This window comes from Sediminitomix flava (assembly GCF_003149185.1).
In the GTDB taxonomy this organism is placed as follows: Bacteria; Bacteroidota; Bacteroidia; order Cytophagales; family Flammeovirgaceae; genus Sediminitomix; species Sediminitomix flava.
This window is the reverse complement of the sequence record NZ_QGDO01000002.1, coordinates 1,075,842-1,093,451: the sequence shown is the minus strand read 5'-3', so window position 1 is coordinate 1,093,451 and position 17,610 is coordinate 1,075,842. Positions and strand designations below refer to the sequence as shown.

At 37.0% G+C, this 17,610-nt stretch carries 12 protein-coding genes; 8 read left to right on the top strand and 4 right to left on the bottom strand.

The annotated features are described in order from the left end of the window. Nucleotides 1-229 precede the first annotated feature (229 nt). The gene (locus BC781_RS11500; RefSeq protein ID WP_109617703.1) at nt 230-2,593 is read left to right on the top strand and encodes a ribonucleoside-diphosphate reductase subunit alpha; all 2,364 of its coding nucleotides are present in this window, start codon (nt 230-232) and stop codon (nt 2,591-2,593) included. A gap of 86 nt (nt 2,594-2,679) precedes the next feature. Then, the gene (locus BC781_RS11495; RefSeq protein ID WP_109617700.1) at nt 2,680-3,237 is read left to right on the top strand and encodes an SRPBCC family protein; all 558 of its coding nucleotides are present in this window, start codon (nt 2,680-2,682) and stop codon (nt 3,235-3,237) included. Between the two features lie 135 nt (nt 3,238-3,372). Here BC781_RS11495 and BC781_RS11490 read toward each other — a convergent pair whose 3' ends face one another. After that, complete coding sequence (locus tag BC781_RS11490) at nt 3,373-3,699, bottom strand: 2Fe-2S iron-sulfur cluster-binding protein (RefSeq protein ID WP_109617698.1); 327 nt, start codon at nt 3,697-3,699, stop codon at nt 3,373-3,375. A gap of 79 nt (nt 3,700-3,778) precedes the next feature. Here BC781_RS11490 and BC781_RS11485 point away from each other — a divergent pair, with 79 nt between their 5' ends. Then, the gene (locus tag BC781_RS11485) at nt 3,779-4,996 is read left to right on the top strand and encodes a hypothetical protein (protein WP_109617696.1); all 1,218 of its coding nucleotides are present in this window, start codon (nt 3,779-3,781) and stop codon (nt 4,994-4,996) included. A gap of 97 nt (nt 4,997-5,093) precedes the next feature. On the opposite strand, the gene BC781_RS11480 is transcribed toward BC781_RS11485, so the two are convergent. From BC781_RS11480 to BC781_RS11470, 3 genes are all read right to left on the bottom strand, one after another. Beyond that, entirely contained in the window at nt 5,094-7,457 is a 2,364-nt protein-coding gene (locus tag BC781_RS11480; protein WP_109617694.1) for a TonB-dependent receptor, read from the bottom strand. Between the two features lie 144 nt (nt 7,458-7,601). Beyond that, on the bottom strand, nt 7,602-9,974 hold the full coding sequence (locus BC781_RS11475) for a T9SS type A sorting domain-containing protein (protein ID WP_109617692.1): 2,373 nt from the start codon (nt 9,972-9,974) through the stop codon (nt 7,602-7,604). A 161-nt stretch (nt 9,975-10,135) separates the two neighbouring features. Beyond that, the gene (locus BC781_RS11470) at nt 10,136-10,750 is read right to left on the bottom strand and encodes a hypothetical protein (RefSeq protein ID WP_109617691.1); all 615 of its coding nucleotides are present in this window, start codon (nt 10,748-10,750) and stop codon (nt 10,136-10,138) included. Between the two features lie 236 nt (nt 10,751-10,986). Here BC781_RS11470 and BC781_RS11465 point away from each other — a divergent pair, with 236 nt between their 5' ends. The 5 genes from BC781_RS11465 to BC781_RS11440 all read left to right on the top strand — a co-directional run bounded on the left by BC781_RS11465 (nt 10,987) and on the right by BC781_RS11440 (nt 17,603). After that, on the top strand, nt 10,987-11,388 hold the full coding sequence (locus BC781_RS11465) for a DUF3299 domain-containing protein (protein WP_146201676.1): 402 nt from the start codon (nt 10,987-10,989) through the stop codon (nt 11,386-11,388). A 182-nt stretch (nt 11,389-11,570) separates the two neighbouring features. After that, nucleotides 11,571-12,524: an AAA family ATPase gene (locus tag BC781_RS11460; protein ID WP_109618024.1), complete on the top strand. Its 954-nt coding sequence runs from the start codon at nt 11,571-11,573 to the stop codon at nt 12,522-12,524. Nucleotides 12,525-12,598: 74 nt separating this feature from the next. Then, the gene (gene rsmI, locus BC781_RS11455) at nt 12,599-13,321 is read left to right on the top strand and encodes a 16S rRNA (cytidine(1402)-2'-O)-methyltransferase (RefSeq protein ID WP_109617686.1); all 723 of its coding nucleotides are present in this window, start codon (nt 12,599-12,601) and stop codon (nt 13,319-13,321) included. Nucleotides 13,322-13,551: 230 nt separating this feature from the next. After that, the gene (gene lnt / locus BC781_RS11445; RefSeq protein WP_109617683.1) at nt 13,552-15,201 is read left to right on the top strand and encodes an apolipoprotein N-acyltransferase; all 1,650 of its coding nucleotides are present in this window, start codon (nt 13,552-13,554) and stop codon (nt 15,199-15,201) included. Between the two features lie 164 nt (nt 15,202-15,365). Continuing rightward, on the top strand, nt 15,366-17,603 hold the full coding sequence (locus BC781_RS11440) for an inorganic phosphate transporter (RefSeq protein WP_109617681.1): 2,238 nt from the start codon (nt 15,366-15,368) through the stop codon (nt 17,601-17,603). Nucleotides 17,604-17,610: the final 7 nt, after the last annotated feature.

Below are 17,610 nucleotides of genomic sequence, written 5' to 3'. Positions count from 1 at the left end.
AGCTTTTTCAGAATCTACACGGAAGATAGAAAATAATAGACATTATGCTGCATTTATTACATATAGGTCACTTATAAGGGAATATTTATCTGTTTTTATAAAAAAACAATAACTCATTTAGAAAATAAGCTATTTTAATTGTTCTTACATTAAGGAACAGAGATTACAACCCAGAGATAATTTCTCCATTGACGCATTCACTTTTAATCCAAAAACTCAACTTCAAGCTATGCTAGTAATAAAAAGAGACGGAAGACGCGAGAGTGTTAAGTTTGATAAAATCACAACCCGAATCGAAAATCTGTGCGATGGTTTAGATCGAAGATTTATAGAACCGATAGAAGTCGCAAAGAAGGTCATTAATGGTCTTTATGATGGCGTGACAACAGTACAACTAGATCATTTGGCGGCAGAAGTTGCTGCTTCACTCACCACAAAACATCCCGATTATGCAAAATTGGCATCTCGTATCACGATCACTAATCTACATAAAGAAACTAGCCCTTCATTTTCAAATACAATGAAACGTCTTTATACCTATGAAGACGAAATTACTCAAGAAAATGCAGCAATGATCTCGAAAGAAGCTTATGAGGTTATTCGAAATAATGCTTCCCGATTGGATAAAGCCATAGACCACAGCCGTGATTTTGAGTTTGATTACTTTGGCTACAAAACACTTGAGCGATCTTATTTATTGAAGATCAATGGACGAATCGTGGAACGTCCGCAACATATGCTGATGCGTGTGGCAGTCGGTATTCATTTAGATGATATTGATGCTGCAATCGAGACTTACCAACTAATGTCTGAAAAGTGGTTTATTCATGCGACTCCTACACTTTTCAATGCAGCAACCCCAAAACCTCAGATGTCGAGCTGTTTTCTACTCACGATGAAGGAAGATAGTATAGAAGGAATTTACGACACACTTAAGCAATGCTCATTGATTTCTCAATCGGCAGGGGGAATCGGTTTGAGCATTCATAAAATTAGAGCAACAGGTTCTTACATTAAAGGAACGAATGGTACTTCGAATGGAATCATCCCGATGCTTCGAGTTTTCAATGATACAGCTCGATATGTAGATCAAGGAGGCGGAAAGAGAAAAGGTGCTTTTGCAATTTATTTAGAGCCTTGGCATGCCGATGTATTTGAATTTTTGGAGTTGAAGAAAAATCATGGAAAAGAGGAAATGCGTGCAAGAGACTTGTTCTACGCCCTTTGGATTTCTGATTTATTTATGAAAAGGGTTGAGGCAAATGAAGAGTGGTCTTTGTTCTGCCCGAATGAAGCTCCTGGTTTGGCGGATTGTTATGGGAAGGAATTTGAACGTTTATATGAAAAGTATGAGCGTGAAGGTAAAGCAAGAAAAACGGTAAGAGCCCAAGATTTGTGGTTCTCAATTATTGAAAGTCAAATTGAGACAGGTACGCCTTATATGCTGTATAAAGATGCCGCAAATAAGAAGTCGAATCAGAAAAATATAGGAACGATCCGCTCTTCGAATCTGTGTACTGAAATTATGGAGTATACAGCGCCAGATGAAATTGCAGTCTGTAATCTAGCATCTGTTTCGCTTCCAAAGTATATAAATAACGGACAGTTTGATCATCAGCGATTATTTGATGTCGTGAAGGTGATGACTCGAAATTTGAATAAAATCATTGATGGGAATTATTATCCTGTCCCTGAAGCCAGAAATTCGAATTTGCGTCATAGACCCATAGGGCTTGGGGTACAAGGTTTGGCAGATACGTTCCAATTGCTCCGAATGCCATTCGATTCTGAAGAGGCGAAGGGCTTAAACGAGGCTATTTTTGAGACGATTTACTTTGCATCATTGACCGCATCTATGGAATTGGCAAAGAAAGATGGAGCATATAAGAGTTTTGAAGGATCTCCAGCATCGAAAGGAATACTTCAGTTTGATATGTGGAATGTGGTACCGAAATCAGAAAGATGGGATTGGATTTCATTGAAGAGAGCAATTAAACAACATGGTTTGAGAAATTCGTTGCTTTTGGCACCAATGCCGACTGCTTCTACATCTCAAATTTTAGGAAACAATGAATGTTTTGAGCCGTATACTTCAAATATTTACAATCGAAGAGTATTGTCTGGGGAGTTTGCGATTGTAAATAAACACTTACTCCGAGATTTGATAGAGCTAGGGCTATGGAATGATGAGATGAAAAATGAGTTGATTGCTGAAAATGGTTCAATTCAAAACATCAGTCGTATTCCTCAGAATTTGAAAGACTTGTACAAAACTTCATGGGAATTGAGCCAAAAAAGTATCATAGATATGGCTGCAGACCGCGGAGCGTATATTTGTCAGAGTCAAAGCTTGAATCTTTTCGTTTCAGACCCTAACTTCGGGAAGTTAACTTCGATGCATTTCTATGCATGGAAAAAAGGACTAAAAACAGGAATGTACTACCTCAGAACGAAAGCCGCTACGGATGCGATTAAGTTTACGGTAGATAAAGAGCAGTTGAAAAAAGCAAAAGAGCAAGAAAAAGAGCAGCAGAATATACAGGGGAACTCTTGTTCGTTGGACGATCCTGATTGTTTATCATGTTCGGGTTAAACTATTTGTAATCAGAATAATAAGACTGAATATTAATCGTTGTATAATAAAACCTTAATACTTTTTCCGCTAAACATTTGTTCGATATGCTAAAAAAAATTCTTTTTACGGTTATGGCGATAGCTGCAGTCGTAGTCCTTGTTGGTTACATCTTCCCCCAAAAGGTTCATGTAGAAGTTGCTCACACGTTCAAAGCTGATAAAACGCTTGTTTACGACCAAATCCATGATTTCAAAAATTGGAATAACTGGTCGCCTTGGTATCAGATAGACCCAAATGCAAAATATGAGTTTTCTGATCGTTCGATAGGCGCAGGAGCTTGGATGAAATGGGAGAGTGACAATAAAAATATTGGCAACGGTCAGATTGATATCATTGAAGAAAGCTTAGGACATGATCTTGTGTTTGAGATCTCAATGCCTGAGTTTGATACCAAAGATCGTGGCGAGTTTATTCTTCATGAAGATGCTGAAGGAATTACTGTCGTATGGTCAATGGAGTCTGATTTTGGGATGAATCCAATCAGAAGGATCATTGGAAGTATGATGGTAGAACCACAATTGGAAAAGAGTTTTACAGATGGTCTAAATAATATCGAAAGCTACTTAGAAAATCAGCGTGCGATCACTGAGGTATCGAAGTAGAATGATACTGAAAGAATAGATAAATCTAGAATATAAAAGCTGAACTGAATAGTTCGGCTTTTTTTATGTCTAACTAGAAAGACCTCCCGAGTCGGAACTGGGAGGTCTTCGTTGAGGAAGTTTTAAAAAAAAACGTTAATCTGAGTACTCCACATGTGGAAATTTAAAGTCTTCAGGAACCTTAATCTCAATGTTTCCTTCTGCGATGGCCTGACAACATAGTCTTTCATCATCATTGAGTCTTCGGATGTCTTTCATCTTTTGTTCAAAAAGTGTAGGAGGAGCAATGTTGCTCGAGCCTTCCTCGATGACCGCCTTACATGATGTACAACGTCCTTTGCCGCCACAAGCATGCATCCAGTCTATATCGGATGCTTGAAGGATTTGAAGTATAGTAGTCTCTTGATTTCCCTTAAATTTTATAACTTTATTGTGGAGATTCGTAATGGTTATATGTGGCATACGCTCTCACGATTTTTCATACTTAACGAAAAGAGTAGCATAATTGTTGTGTAACACATTTTGCTAAAGCCTAAAGTTTATGAGTTCAAAACCTAATCTATCGGCGATTCAGACATACGCTGATAAGTTTGCAGATAAAGTTTGCACCTCTTTTTTTTCTACAAATGAGGTGATTTCAGGAAGCCAAATTGTTTCCTTTACAGGAGTGGAGCAAGTCAATTATTTTATTATTCGTAGAATATTTGAACATTGGCAAGAGGAAATGCTGAAGATCAGAAGTCCATTTTTTGATTATGAGGCAAGTACGGTTAAAAAGGCTTTTGGAAGTTTAATGAATGAGCTTTCTAAAAATATTTCTATTAATGAGCAAGACTTCAAGCCACTAGTAAAAGAAGCCGTTCAAGATACGCTCTATTTTCTTCTGAAACCAGATGAGTATTTGGAAGAATTATTCTCAGCCCAACAGAAACTCATAGACATCAAGCAGTACTTAATTCCTTTGTTCCGATACATGAAGGTACATAAGGAAATGGTTGAGGATTTATCGAACAGATTTACAAGTGACGGAGACTTTATTGAAAGTCAGAAAGTGGCTGCCGTAGCCAAACGAACTTTTGCTTCACACAAATCAAATTGGGAAGAACCTTATCCGATTTTACAGCAATTCAATGATGTGATAACAGTTGGGATATATGAACTATATCCTGATTATGTTTCTCCACAAACAGAGATTCCTGATTCAAATTCAAAAATAGAAGCTGTTTTTGCCTTAGACGATAACCGTGATGAGGAACATCTAATTAATGAAGATGTACCAGAACCTACTACGGTAAGTGAGCAATCTCGTCTTTCTAAATTTATTGATTTAGATACGGCTGAAGAAAAGCCACTAGAGGAAGTTGAGGAGAAAGTACAAGAAGTCGAAATTCCTACTGCTGAGGAAGCTGCTTTAAGTGAAAAAATAGCCGAAGCAAAAGCAGAGGAAAGTGAAGAACAAAGCTTGAATGATCAATTAAAATCTGAAGAGCAGACGCCAACACTTCTAGAAAGTTTACAGAAACAGCAAGGTGTGTCTTTAGCTGAGAGTATCAACTTGAATATGCGTTTCAGATTCCAATCTATTCTTTTTGGTGGGAATATAGCTGATTATACTGCAGCTATCGAAATGGTTGATCAATGCCCGAATTACCATACGGCTTTAACCAATTTGAAAGATATTTATGGTAAAAGATATGAGTGGGATTACAGTTCGGAAGAATTGATGGAGTTTCTTAGCCTTGTGGATGAAAAATTCTAAACACCCTTTCCAAGTAAGTGGAATAATCTTATAATTTATAAATGAAAAAAGCATTCTGTAGAAGTGACAGAATGCTTTTTTCGTTTTAGCACGTTCCCTAATTATTGCTCTTAATTCTGTTTTCTATATCCTGAGAAGAATTTCTTCTGCGTCCTTTTTTCTTAAAGTCAGAACCAAAGTTATAGGTTAGAGACATGTAAACATTTTGTCGAGACCAATCATTGACTAATCTACCGTTGATTTGATTACTGTTGATTGTTCCATTGAAAGTTCGATTGAGAATGTCGTTTATACCCAGATATACCTTATACTTATTTTCTGCGAAGCTTTTACTCAATGCAAAACTAATGTCTGCAATCCAATCATGTTCGATTTGCCCTTCAAGTCCTCCTGTTACGTAATATGCTGAAAGTTCAGAATGTATATCCCAAGGGAGTTCATATTCAAGGCTTGTGTACCACGTCAGAGACCATTTTGATAAATCTAATATTGGCGTTAATTGGTCATCCAAATACTCATTGTAGTTGACTATAAATCCTGTATAACCATCCATTTTCTTATGAAAACTTAGAGGTGCAAAAGCTCGGATATTCCAATTGTTGTAATGATCTATATTGATCAAAGCTCTAGAAATCTGCCCTGTTTCATCATCTTGAGAAATATATTCGAAAAGATGATCACTTGTTTCTTTATAGCCAACACTAAAGAAAGGTTGCTCGTCATAAGTCAAGCTAAATTGAAGGCTATTTGTGTACTGAGGAATGATATTCGGATTTCCTTGTTCTGAGGTGTAAGGGTCGTAATAATACACAAAAGTATTCAGTGAACTGTAAGGCGGACGAGAAATTCGGTAGTTGTAATTGAGGTTTGTGCCGAAGTGTTTACTCAATTTTCGGCCGATACTCATACTCGGAAAAAGCTTTGAGATGATACGAGGCTTTGACTGTGTTTCTGTATTTTGGGAAACACCTTTAGTTTCACTGTACTCCCAGCGCAGACCACCCGAAAAATCCCAGTCTTTGTACTTCGCATCTATTTTAGAATAGAGGGCAAAGATTTCTTCATTGATGGTAAACAGGTTACTTTGAGCTTCATCAAAAATAAATTCATTATTTTCAGAAACATAAGTTTTAAGATCACTTCCCGTTTCTACAACATCGTATTTGCTTCCTGCATAAAATGTAAGATTGTCATTTTTAGTCCATTTATAATCTCCTTTTGCAGTAACGATCTGATAAGTACCGTCTTGTTCGTAGTTCAAATCATCAAAAGGAATCCCTTCTCCGCCAACTTCAAATAAGGTGCTGTTGTTGAAATTTGCATACGAAACGTAGTTCAAATCGAAATTGATTGAATGTTTATCTTTTTCAAATTGATAGTATGGATTGACATTAAATACTGTTGAGTTATTGTCATAACGGGTATTGGTGAGCAACTCATTTTTTTGCTCTGCTTCTGAAATCGTCGTTCTATTTTCATTGATACGTTCAGAATCAGAATGTCTGAGTCTACTGCTAAGGCCAACCGTATGGAATTTATTGAGGTAATAATCTAAGCTTCCTCCCATTCGGGCATATTGCGGATAGTAAGGTGAGTACGTTTTTTGGGTGTAAATGTCATCTTTAACGGTACGTTCAATCTCAAGGTCATCTAACCAAGAACTTCTGCGGTAGCCAGAGTTGAACTGCCAGTTGATTTTATTTTTCAATCCACCAATAGCAAAGCTACTTCCATACTCTTCTTGATTGTCATAACCCAAGTTGAGTTTTACATTTCCATGAGTACCAAACTTTGCATTCTTTTTAAGAATAACATTGATAATAGGACCAGAGCCTTCTGCTTCAAATTCAGCTCCAGGGTTCTGTATTAGTTCTACTTTCTCAATATTCTCGGCAGGGAAATCTTGAAGTAAAGATTCGGTATCCATGTAATTTGTAGATTTCCCATTGATTAAAATACGAATTCCTTGTTGTCCTCCGTAGCTCAATCTACCGTTCATCATGATGACACCAGGAATCTTCTTCATTACGTCTTGAAGGTTGGTATTTACTAGGCTTGAACTCGCCAAGTCTACCACAAGTTTTCCTGCAGTTTCCCGAATATTATTGACGGTAGCTTTTACGGCTACCTCTTCTAGTACTTCTACGTCTTCAGCAAGTTTGAAATCTAGTACTTTGTCTGTGTCTAGTAGAAAAGGATCTGTAGAAAAAGAAGTATAGCCTAGGGTGACAACTTCCATCCAATATTCTCCTTTTTCAATATTAGTGATTTGATAAACACCATTGTCATCGGAGACCGCTGATCCTTCAATCTTTTTACTGTCTTTTGGGTGTAAAATGATGTTACTGTAGGGCAATGATTCACCTTTCTCAGATTTGACATTTCCTTTAATCGTGTATTGGGCAAAGACCAAGTATGTATTGGTCAGTAGAAAAGTGAGTAGTAATAATAGTTTGGTCATGTTTTTATTAAAAAATTAGCATGAAAATAGTCTAGGGTAATTCTAGCTTACAGCTAAAAAGATGTTGTAAAAAAGTAGAGGTTGCAATTTTAATGAAAAAATATCCCCTTTCCCAAAGTTCAAAGGAAAGGGGGATAAGGTATTTTATTCTATAGAAGCTTTGACCATTCGGAAGCTTTCTGTTTTTCCTTCGTACATGATTTTTACAATATAGATACCTGCTCTGAGACTTGATGTATCTATTTGATTATGATTGGAAATGAGATGATCTGTTAAAATCAAATTTCCTGTGAGATCATAGATTTTGACATCTACTTCAGATAGTGTTTTCAAACGAAGGTTTTTAATGAAAAGCTGTGAGGTATTTGGTTGTGGATATGGAATCAGCTTTAGTTTTTCAGAAGGATTGAAGTTGATATTTACGATTGAAGAGTATTCGTAGCCTCCATCAAAATCGACTTGTTTTAATCTGTAGAAGTTCATGCCCATTACTGGCTCTTGGTCTTCATACTCATAAGCAATAATCTGTTCAGAACTTCCATTTCCGAAAACCTCCCCAAGTTTTTGGAAGTTGATGCCATCTACCGAATGTTGAACTTCGTAAAGTTTATTGTCAATTTCAGAAGCTGTTTCCCATTCTAGTAAAACACTATTTTCATTTTTCTTGGCATTAAATGAAATGAGTTGGATTGGAAGTGAAATATCTGTGATACAGACAGGAAGTACATTTCCACATGCCAAACGGATAAAGTCTAGATTTGCGGCATCATTACTAGCTTTTGGGTCTACATTTAAGACCAAATCATTAAAACCAAAGACAGTGGATTGCTCCAGATCAAAAGATACTTTCAATGTACCAAAGCTACTGTCATCAACTTCGTTCCGATCAGTACAATTATCGACAAAGCCAAAATCATCTAGTTTGAAGCCATTTCCATTAAATCCTGAGCCAATTGTTGTTACAGTAAATACAATTGCGCCATTGTTTCCATCAATGCATTCTTCTGAATTACCTGTATTTGTAGGGAAAACAGAGCTGTTTGATCCATCATAAGTTACTTGAATATTTGAAACTGTAAGGTCACTAGGAATCCAAACTTTGTAGTTTGAGAGTGCAGGCGATTTTTCAGATGCGGTTAATTCTAGACAAGCTCTTACTTTTTTACAATCAGCAGAGAAATCTAAGTTTGTCACAATGCTGCTGAATTCAGATGACTTCTTGAGGTTACTTGTAAATCTTAAGATCGAGTTACCTGCGCGTGAAATTAGGAAACCAGATGAAGGACAATCTCCGTTTACGGTAGTGACACCGTTGGCTGTTAGGCTACTGATAGAACCTGAACTGAAGTTACATAAATAAACGATCGCTCCGCTAGAGCCTTGAGGAGAGCCATTTATATTTACTGATCCGCTAGCATCTGAAAAGCTTTCGATATCAAACATGTCATCACTGTTTGGAGAGTTTCCAGCTATACAATCAGAAATGAAGGTATTATATTCGGTACTGCCTTGTGCAAGAAGAAATGATGGTGTTGATCTGCTAAAGTGTGAGTTTCCGTCAAAAGTTAAATTATTGGCGGTGTTTAGCGTAATACCACTGGCATAAACCCTAGACATGTCGTTTAGATTTACGGTCTGACTTGAGCCAACCTCGAAAAGGCCATTGATGACAAATACTCCATTATTTTCTAAAACTTGACTTGAACTGCTAGCATTCATAGCGAGTTTTCCATCGTCTAAAATGGTTAGACAATAATTATAATAACTTCCTGTCAAGTCATCCATTTTAGTTGTTCGTAGTCTGCCACAGTTATACCCAATACCTGTACTTCCAATGCTGAGTTTTTCTGTAGAAATAATATCACCTGTATTTCTTAGAATACCATCCATGGATAGTTCTCCAACATTGATCAGAACATTGGTATTACAGACTTCCATGTCATTAATCACATCGATCTTTTGATCAAAAATCATTTTTCCAAAGTTGACAACTTCTCCACTCAAATCATCATTGAGGTTGTTGTCGGTTTGAATATTGAATTCTCCATCTGAAAGGAAAAATGCATCTTCATCGTTGAAGACTACCGAGCTAGCGCCCAAATTGACCGTATCATTTCCATCAAACTCAAAATTGCCTTCATTAAAAATATTGAAAATTCGATTGTTGAGGTTATTGGGTTTGATCTTAAAACTAGCACCCGTACGCACATAGACCGTCAATTCCGTTTGGTTGTAGTTATTAATACCTGTTAGATCAACATCTACATTTTCGTCAATAATAAGAGTGACAGTTCCCCCGAAAGAAACACTGGAATTAATAGTACGGTCTGTCGTGATTATAAATGTACCGTCTGTGAAGTTTGTAAGTGCATTTCCATTGGTAGCATTGTCGATTTCAGTTTCGGTGGGTTTACCTTCTGGCTCTGCACAGTCGCATGGGTTTACTGTTTGAGCATAGGTATTTAGGCTGAATAGAAGCAAAATGCTTACTATCCAACAAGAGTAAGTTTTTCTCATGTTAGTTTCTTGATAATGGTTAAAGTTTGTATTAGGCCAGCTAAAGTTTGTTTAATAGCTGTTTCTCTATATGCATGAATCAAGAACAGCTACAATAAATTCAATCAATGAAGCAAAAGAGGAAATATTCTTACTTGTGTACCATTTGGTCATTTCAAACTTTAATGCTGTATCTCAAAGTTGAAGATGTGCTTTTCTAAAACATAAGTGTGGGGAACTTTTCCGTAGTTATTCTTGAGCTTTGTACTTTTTCTCTTGATCAAGTGGTAACCTAGTTGTTCTAAACTATTTTTTCTGGTACTCGAAAAAACAACCGTTTTAAGTGTAAGTGGACTTGCTTTTACTTGGTGTTCAAAAAGGTAAAGAAGGTGTTTGAGCTCTTCTAAATTTGTAGTGAAAGGAATAAACGCAATACTTGAAAAGTAGGTAGCGGATGATTGGAATGAATAAACTCTGAAATAGCGAATCGCAACTTTTAATGCTGTGAAGAAGCTATAAAAGTGGAATATTTGAGAAAGAGTGTCAGAATGATGTTGAATTCGTTTTTCGGGTGGAGATAGGTAATGTAGGGCTATGGTTTCCTCTTGTGAAGTGGACAGAATGTATTGGTTTTTGTAGCCAAAGAGACCTTTTCCGTTTTTAAAAGCATAGCCAAGAAAAGCCAAGGCATTTCCAGTCTTCCGATCTGCAAAAACGTAATCTAGCATATCGGGAGCTGAAAAAAAGAGTAAACGAACCGCATCGCTGAGGTCTTGTGGAGTGGCTTTTTTGAACATATCCTCTGTTTAAAAAATGATGAAAAAATGGATAGGATAATTCTGTACTATTCAAGATAATGAAAAGCTTCCAATAAGTGGAAGGACTTGAAGATTTTAAACAATACAAGTCCGATTTGTATTTATTCTATTAACTTACGATTTATATAGGTGCAAAAATTAATCGTCAAACCATGATCTCAAAGCAGGTATATTTTTTATTCACAGCTCTTTTCCTGTTGATAAATTCTACTTCAATGGCTCAATTTCCAGACTTCAGTACTTCTGAAGGTGTATGGGAGGCGCTTTCTGATATCAAAATCAAGAAAGGTTTTGATGAAACCCTTCAAATGGAGGTGTCAGTTGCTTCTTTTGGTCCTAAAGTAGACTTGATTGAGGGGCAAGAAATTACCTTATCGGGTTATGTAATGCCTATTGATACCGAAGACAATACCGTTATCTTATCTTCATTGCCATTTACATCTTGTTTTTTCTGTGGTGGGGCAGGACCAGAAACGGTATTGCAGACAGATTTGGAAAGAGAACGTTCTTGGGTAAATCAATATGTAACAATAAAAGGAAGGCTTAAAGTAAACCGCAATGACTTTCTGAGCCTTTTGTATGAGTTGGAAGAAGTGGAAATGATTGCAGTAGAATAACTTCAGTCTACTAAAAACTTAGAATAAAGCACAGAAAGGGTGTTAAGAAATATTAAACCCCAAGTGCAAAACAGTGAATTTCTTAAATTCAATATTTGAAAGAATTATGGCACTGAAAAGTAGCCTAAGTATTGAGTTTTTAAACGTTTGGAATAGTGGAAAATCCGGTCAATACAAGTGCATTGCACACAAAAATCAATGATGTAATTGCTGAAGTCGGCAAAGTAGTTGTCGGACAAGATTATATGGTCAATAGACTTTTAGTAGGGCTTTTTACCAATGGACACGTTCTTTTGGAAGGGGTTCCTGGTCTTGCTAAAACCTTGACAATTAACACGCTCTCTAACGTTTTACATTTGGATTTTCAACGTATCCAGTTTACGCCGGATCTTTTGCCTACCGACGTTATTGGTACAATGATCTATAACCAACGTGTAGGAGAGTTTGAAGTAAAGAAAGGTCCTGTTTTCTCAAACTTGATCTTAGCTGATGAGATCAACCGTGCGCCAGCCAAAGTGCAAGCAGCTCTTTTGGAGGCCATGCAAGAGAAACAAGTAACAATTGGCGAAGAAACTTACAAATTGGATCGTCCGTTCTTGGTATTGGCAACACAAAACCCAGTAGACCAAGAAGGTACTTATCCACTTCCTGAAGCACAGGTTGACCGTTTTATGCTAAAAGTTTACATCGATTATCCTCAGAAGGAAGATGAGCTTGAAGTAATGAGACGTATGTCAAACCTTCACTTTACGGATGAAGTAAAACAAATTCTATCAAAAGAAGATATCTTTGCGATTCGTGATGCGATCAATCAGGTGAAAGTCTCTGAAACTTTGGAAGAGTATATCATCGATTTGATTTTCGCAACTCGTTTCCCTAAACAATACGGATTAGACAAAGAGGCTGAATATATCCAGTTTGGAGCTTCTCCTCGTGCGTCAATCAACTTGCACAGAGCGGCAAAAGCGATTGCATTTATGGACGGACGTGATTATGTACTTCCAGAAGATGTAAAAGATGTAGCTTACGATATCTTGAACCACCGTATTTTGCTAAATTATGAGGCAGAAGCGGATGGGGTAACTACAAGAGATGTGATTGATAGCATCTTGCGTAAAGTAGTTATCAACAAATAATTGAGCGAAAAAATAAATTTTCATAGAAAAGAGCTCCATCCGTAAGGATTGGAGCTTTTTGTTGTTTTGAAGTTATGGAGGAAAAAACAGCCTTATATATTGTCCCTACGCCTGTAGGAAACCTTGAAGATATTACCTTGAGGGCTATTCGCATTTTGCAAGAGGCAGATGTGATTTTGGCTGAGGATACCCGAAACTCGGGAAAACTTCTAAAGCATTTGGATATTCAAAAGCCGTTGGAGAGCCACCATGCTCACAACGAACACAAAGCTACTGCCCGTTTGATAGAACGAATGCAACAAGGGACAGTGTTTGCTTTGGTTTCAGATGCAGGGACACCAGCTATTTCTGATCCAGGGTTTTATTTGGTTAGAGCTTGTGCAGAAGCAGAGCTTAAAGTTGAAACTCTACCCGGGGCAACCGCTTTTGTACCAGCCTTAGTTAACTCAGGACTTCCAGTAGACCGATTTGTGTTTGAAGGCTTTCTTCCGCATAAAAAAGGGCGTCAGACAAGAATCCAAGTTTTAGCCGAAGAAGAACGTACGATCATTTTCTATGAGTCACCACATCGTTTGCTGAAAACCTTGGGGCAGTTGGCGGAAGTTTTCGGAGAAGAAAGAAATGCATGTGTTTCTAGGGAAATCTCTAAACTACACGAAGAAAATGCCCGAGGTACTTTAACACAACTGATTGCTCATTTTGAAGCCAAAGGAGTGAAAGGTGAAATTGTGCTCTGTGTAGAAGGAAAGCCGATAGAGAAAAAGGAAAAGAAAAATAAATATAAGGATGTAGATTAAACTCATTCTGAAGCTCTAAAAGAAATCTCAATTACTTTTAGAGCTTTTTTTTTATTCAATTGTTGATAATTCAGAGATCGAGCAAAAAATAGAAGTTTAGTGAATTGTTGATCATCACAATTGTTGAACGGAGAGGAATCATAAATTGACTGCTTTTTCGCACTCAAAAGAACTGCATTCAATAAAAATCTATTTTATCCTTAAACTCCATCCCCAAATAGATACTGACTATGTTGAATATCAATTTCAGTAAACTGCGTAAAAAAAGAAGTTACTTCTGGATACTCAGTATATTGAGCGGCTTGATGTCGGCAGCAGTATGGTATACCCCATTTATCATATTAGTCCCAATTATTTTCACACCTTTACTAGAGATTGAAAACCTTCTTTATGAAAGAGGGGCAAAACGAAGTACATGGGCATTATTCAAATTTGTCTTTGTCAGTTTTCTGATCTGTAATTTAGGCGTGTATTGGTGGATTTGGAATGTAGCTTCTTGGTTATCCTTTCTAGCATGGCTCATCAATACCGCTTTACTAACCTTGCCTTTCTTGGTTTATCATACCATAAAAAAGAAGTCAGTAGACAAATTGGGTCCTTTCACCTTTGTCTGTTGTTGGCTTGCCTTCGAGTACCTTCATAAGTATGGACCATTTGCTTGGATATGGTTAGACTTGGGAAATCTATTTTCGGGTGTACCCATTCTTGTACAATGGTATGAATATACGGGAGTTTTAGGCGGCTCTTTGTGGGTAGTTCTTCTGAATGTGTGGTTCTATCAAGTGCTATTCCAACAACGTGGACTTATCGGTTTCTTCTTGGTTTTATTCATTCCATCGGTTTGGTCATTTCTATTGAATTTTGGAACCTATTCTACAGATAAGTCCATCACGGTAATAGCCGTGCAGCCCAATATTGATCCTTATGCACAAAAGCTGAATTATAAGAAAACAAATACTTCCGCCAAGGATACCTATATGGCAAGTGACTTGCAGTTTGAGCGCTTAATGCAACTGTCTGAAAGTGTTTTGAGTCATAAAGTGCGTTTAATCCTTTGGCCAGAAACCTCTATGGTAAGTGGTTTTGAAGATGCTTATATCCGACGGTATGATGAGATTAATACCATTAGAAATTGGTATAAAAAATATCCTTACATCTCAATTTTGGCAGGGGCAGATACCTATACCGTTTATGGAAGTAAGAAAGGGAGTCAAGAAGCGTATCACATAGAAGGCTTGGGGTATATTGATGCTTTCAATGCTGCTCTTTTTACAAAGAAAAGTGCTCCAGTGGAATTCTATTATAAATCCAAGTTGGTTATTGGAGAAGAAACAATGCCTTTTTCTCCAGCCTTATCTTCTTTCGTGCTAGACTTGCATGGAACACCTCGTCCTTCTGTAAAAAATCATGATATAAAGGTTCTCGAAACTGCATTTGGGGTGAAAGTAGCCCCAATTATTTGTTATGAATCGGTTTATGGTGACTATGTAGGAGATTTTGTGAGAAAGGGTGCACAAATTATCACCATTATCACAAATGATGGATGGTGGGGAAATACTAGAGGTTATCAAAAACACCTCAATTATGCGAGACTTCGTGCCATAGAACATCGAAGACCTGTAATTCGCTCAGCAAATGTGGGTGTTTCTGCATTTATTGACACCAAGGGAAGTATTTATCAGAAGTTGGATTATGATACAATGGGAGCTTTAAAAGGAGAAGTTCTATTGAATAATCGATTGACGTTTTACTCAAAGTATGGTGATTACTTAGGTGTAATATCCATGATACTAACCATATTTCTTATCCTTTCACAATTTGTAAATAAAGAAGATGAGGATGAGCAGAAGACATCATCTGGAGATGGGAAAAAGACTTAGAAGTTTTGGTACTTATTGATTTTTCCGCTCAAGATCAACAGAAGATTAACTTTCTGATGGATGTAATACTATACTCAAAAATCAAGAACTCTTTCCGATAGCTTCATGTATCTTATTCTGATAGAAAAGAATATCATAGCTCTATTTTTAGAGAAAGAAGTTTTATGGAAAATTACTACTTGGTCATTGTCGTATTAATGCTACTTTTAGCCATTTTTGATCTGATTGTAGGTGTATCCAATGATGCTGTAAACTTTCTGACTTCTGCTGTGGGTTCAAAAGCCGCAAGTTTCAAGCGAATTATCATCGTTGCTTCTTGTGGTATTTTTCTAGGTGCTATTTCCTCGGGTGGCATGATGGAAATTGCTAAAAAAGGCATTTTCAATCCATCACTTTTCAGCTTTCAGAATATCATTTTTATTTATGTTGTGGTAATGGTCTCAGATATTTTTCTTTTAGATCTATTCAACTCTCTGAAGCTTCCTACTTCCACAACCATATCTATTGTATTTGAGCTATTAGGTGCTTCTTTAGCAACCTCATTTCTGATTGTATATGACCAAGGACTTCCTGTAAATGAATGGTTGGAGTTTATTAATACAAAGAAGGCAGGAGAGATGATTGTCGCCATTTTTGTATCGGTATTGGTTGCCTTTTCGGTAGGATGGTTGGTGCAGTATATTTTGAGGTTGGCAGTCACTTTTGAGTATAAGAAACACATGCGGATAGGAGGTTCTATTTTTGGAGGACTATCGGTATTTATTGTGATCAATTTTATCGTAAATGTGGCCTTCAAGCATTCACCACTAAAAAATAGTGAGATTCTCGTTTTTCTAAGTTCAAATACTCTAGGGCTGTTTCTTATCACTTTTACATTGGCCTTTCTATTTTTCTTTTTAAAGTCTAAAAAAGAAGGATTTGATACTTTTCAGGTCATTACCATGTTGGGAACATTTGCCTTGGCAATGGCTTTTGCTAGTAATGACCTTGTCAATTTTATAGGTGTGCCACTCGCGGGTTTAGAGGCTTTTGTGATTTGGAAAGATACAGGAGTTTCTGCTTCAGCATACAAAATGGAGGTTTTCAATGATGCTACGCAGCAACTTCCTTTTGTCATAGTTCTTTTGGTGGCTGCAGGGATTATTATGTCGCTTGTTTTATGGACATCTAAAAAAGCCAAGAATGTTATTCAGACCACTGTAAACCTGAGTAGACAAGCCGATGGAGTGGAACGTTTTAATGGAAATATAGCATCTAGAGGAGCGATCAAGTTTGTGACTGCGATAACCAAAGTGATAACATCTTTGGTGCCCGAGGCAATCAAAATAGCAATAGAAAGAAGGTATAAGCGAGAGCAGAGGATTAATGTAGGTGCGAAGGAATTGCCACCTGCTTTTGACCTTGTTCGTGCTTCGGTCAATCTCATAGTTGCAGCATGGTTAATCACTTTAGGAACAAGTCTAAAATTACCACTATCGACTACGTACGTTTCATTTATGGTCGTTATGGGTACATCTTTGGCCGATCGAGCATGGAATCAAGATAGTGCGGTATATCGTGTTTCAGGGGTATTTACAGTGATTTTAGGTTGGTTTATTACCGCTCTTACGGCATTGGGTATTTCTGCTCTATTAGCTGTGATCGTATATTATTACGAGTTTGTAGGAGTGGTAATCATTACTATACTTTCTGCTTTTGGGATTTTTATGGTTAACCGATTGACCAATAATGAAGTTGAGGCTGAAATAGCGATTCAGTTACCGACAAATTGGTATGTGATGTCTCAGAAGGAATTGGGGCAGGCGTTGGAAGAACAGTTAAAAGATTTGAGCAATTATGTATTTGATTTTGAACAGAAATTAACGAATGCGATCATCAAATATGACCATAAGACGATCAAAGAGCTGGATGATGTGGTATCGAAACACAATGAACAGAATCTGTATTATCAAGCCGCACTGATTCGTCAACTCAGAAATGTAGAAGTTAAAGATCTGGAAGCAGGGAAAATCCTATTGACATTTTATGTGGAAGAAAATGAAATTCTAAGAGAGTTGAGTGAAGCTATAAAATTAGCAAAACAGCATGTCTTGAATATGCATACTCCTTTGGACGACTTACAAATTGGTACTTTCCATGAGTATATCTCACTTTTTGAGGTATTTAATAATGAGATACAACCATCAAATGGAAATACGCTTTCAGTTCTTCAGCAGCAAAACAAGGCAATAGATGCTTATGTAGAAAAAGGAATTAACCTTCAGCTTCAGGGATTATCTGAGCAAAAATATACCTATAAAAATAGTCGTCTATTCTTAGGATCAATCATCAGACATTTACATGTGAGCGAATACATTATAGGTTTATATACCTTAATTTTTCCACAAGAAGGCGGTGAATAGATTCTTC

Excerpts from the sequence above, each read along its gene's own strand:
- BC781_RS11440 (WP_109617681.1), top strand. The coding sequence starts at position 15,366 with ATGGAAAATTACTACTTGGTCATTGTCGTATTAATGCTACTTTTAGCC.
- BC781_RS11495 (WP_109617700.1), top strand. The coding sequence starts at position 2,680 with ATGCTAAAAAAAATTCTTTTTACGGTTATGGCGATAGCTGCAGTCGTA.
- BC781_RS11470 (WP_109617691.1), bottom strand. The coding sequence starts at position 10,750 with ATGTTCAAAAAAGCCACTCCACAAGACCTCAGCGATGCGGTTCGTTTA.
- lnt (WP_109617683.1), top strand. The coding sequence starts at position 13,552 with ATGTTGAATATCAATTTCAGTAAACTGCGTAAAAAAAGAAGTTACTTC.
- BC781_RS11465 (WP_146201676.1), top strand. The coding sequence starts at position 10,987 with ATGGCTCAATTTCCAGACTTCAGTACTTCTGAAGGTGTATGGGAGGCG.
- BC781_RS11490 (WP_109617698.1), bottom strand. The coding sequence starts at position 3,699 with ATGCCACATATAACCATTACGAATCTCCACAATAAAGTTATAAAATTT.
- BC781_RS11500 (WP_109617703.1), top strand. The coding sequence starts at position 230 with ATGCTAGTAATAAAAAGAGACGGAAGACGCGAGAGTGTTAAGTTTGAT.
- BC781_RS11480 (WP_109617694.1), bottom strand. The coding sequence starts at position 7,457 with ATGACCAAACTATTATTACTACTCACTTTTCTACTGACCAATACATAC.
- BC781_RS11475 (WP_109617692.1), bottom strand. The coding sequence starts at position 9,974 with ATGAGAAAAACTTACTCTTGTTGGATAGTAAGCATTTTGCTTCTATTC.
- BC781_RS11485 (WP_109617696.1), top strand. The coding sequence starts at position 3,779 with ATGAGTTCAAAACCTAATCTATCGGCGATTCAGACATACGCTGATAAG.
- rsmI (WP_109617686.1), top strand. The coding sequence starts at position 12,599 with ATGGAGGAAAAAACAGCCTTATATATTGTCCCTACGCCTGTAGGAAAC.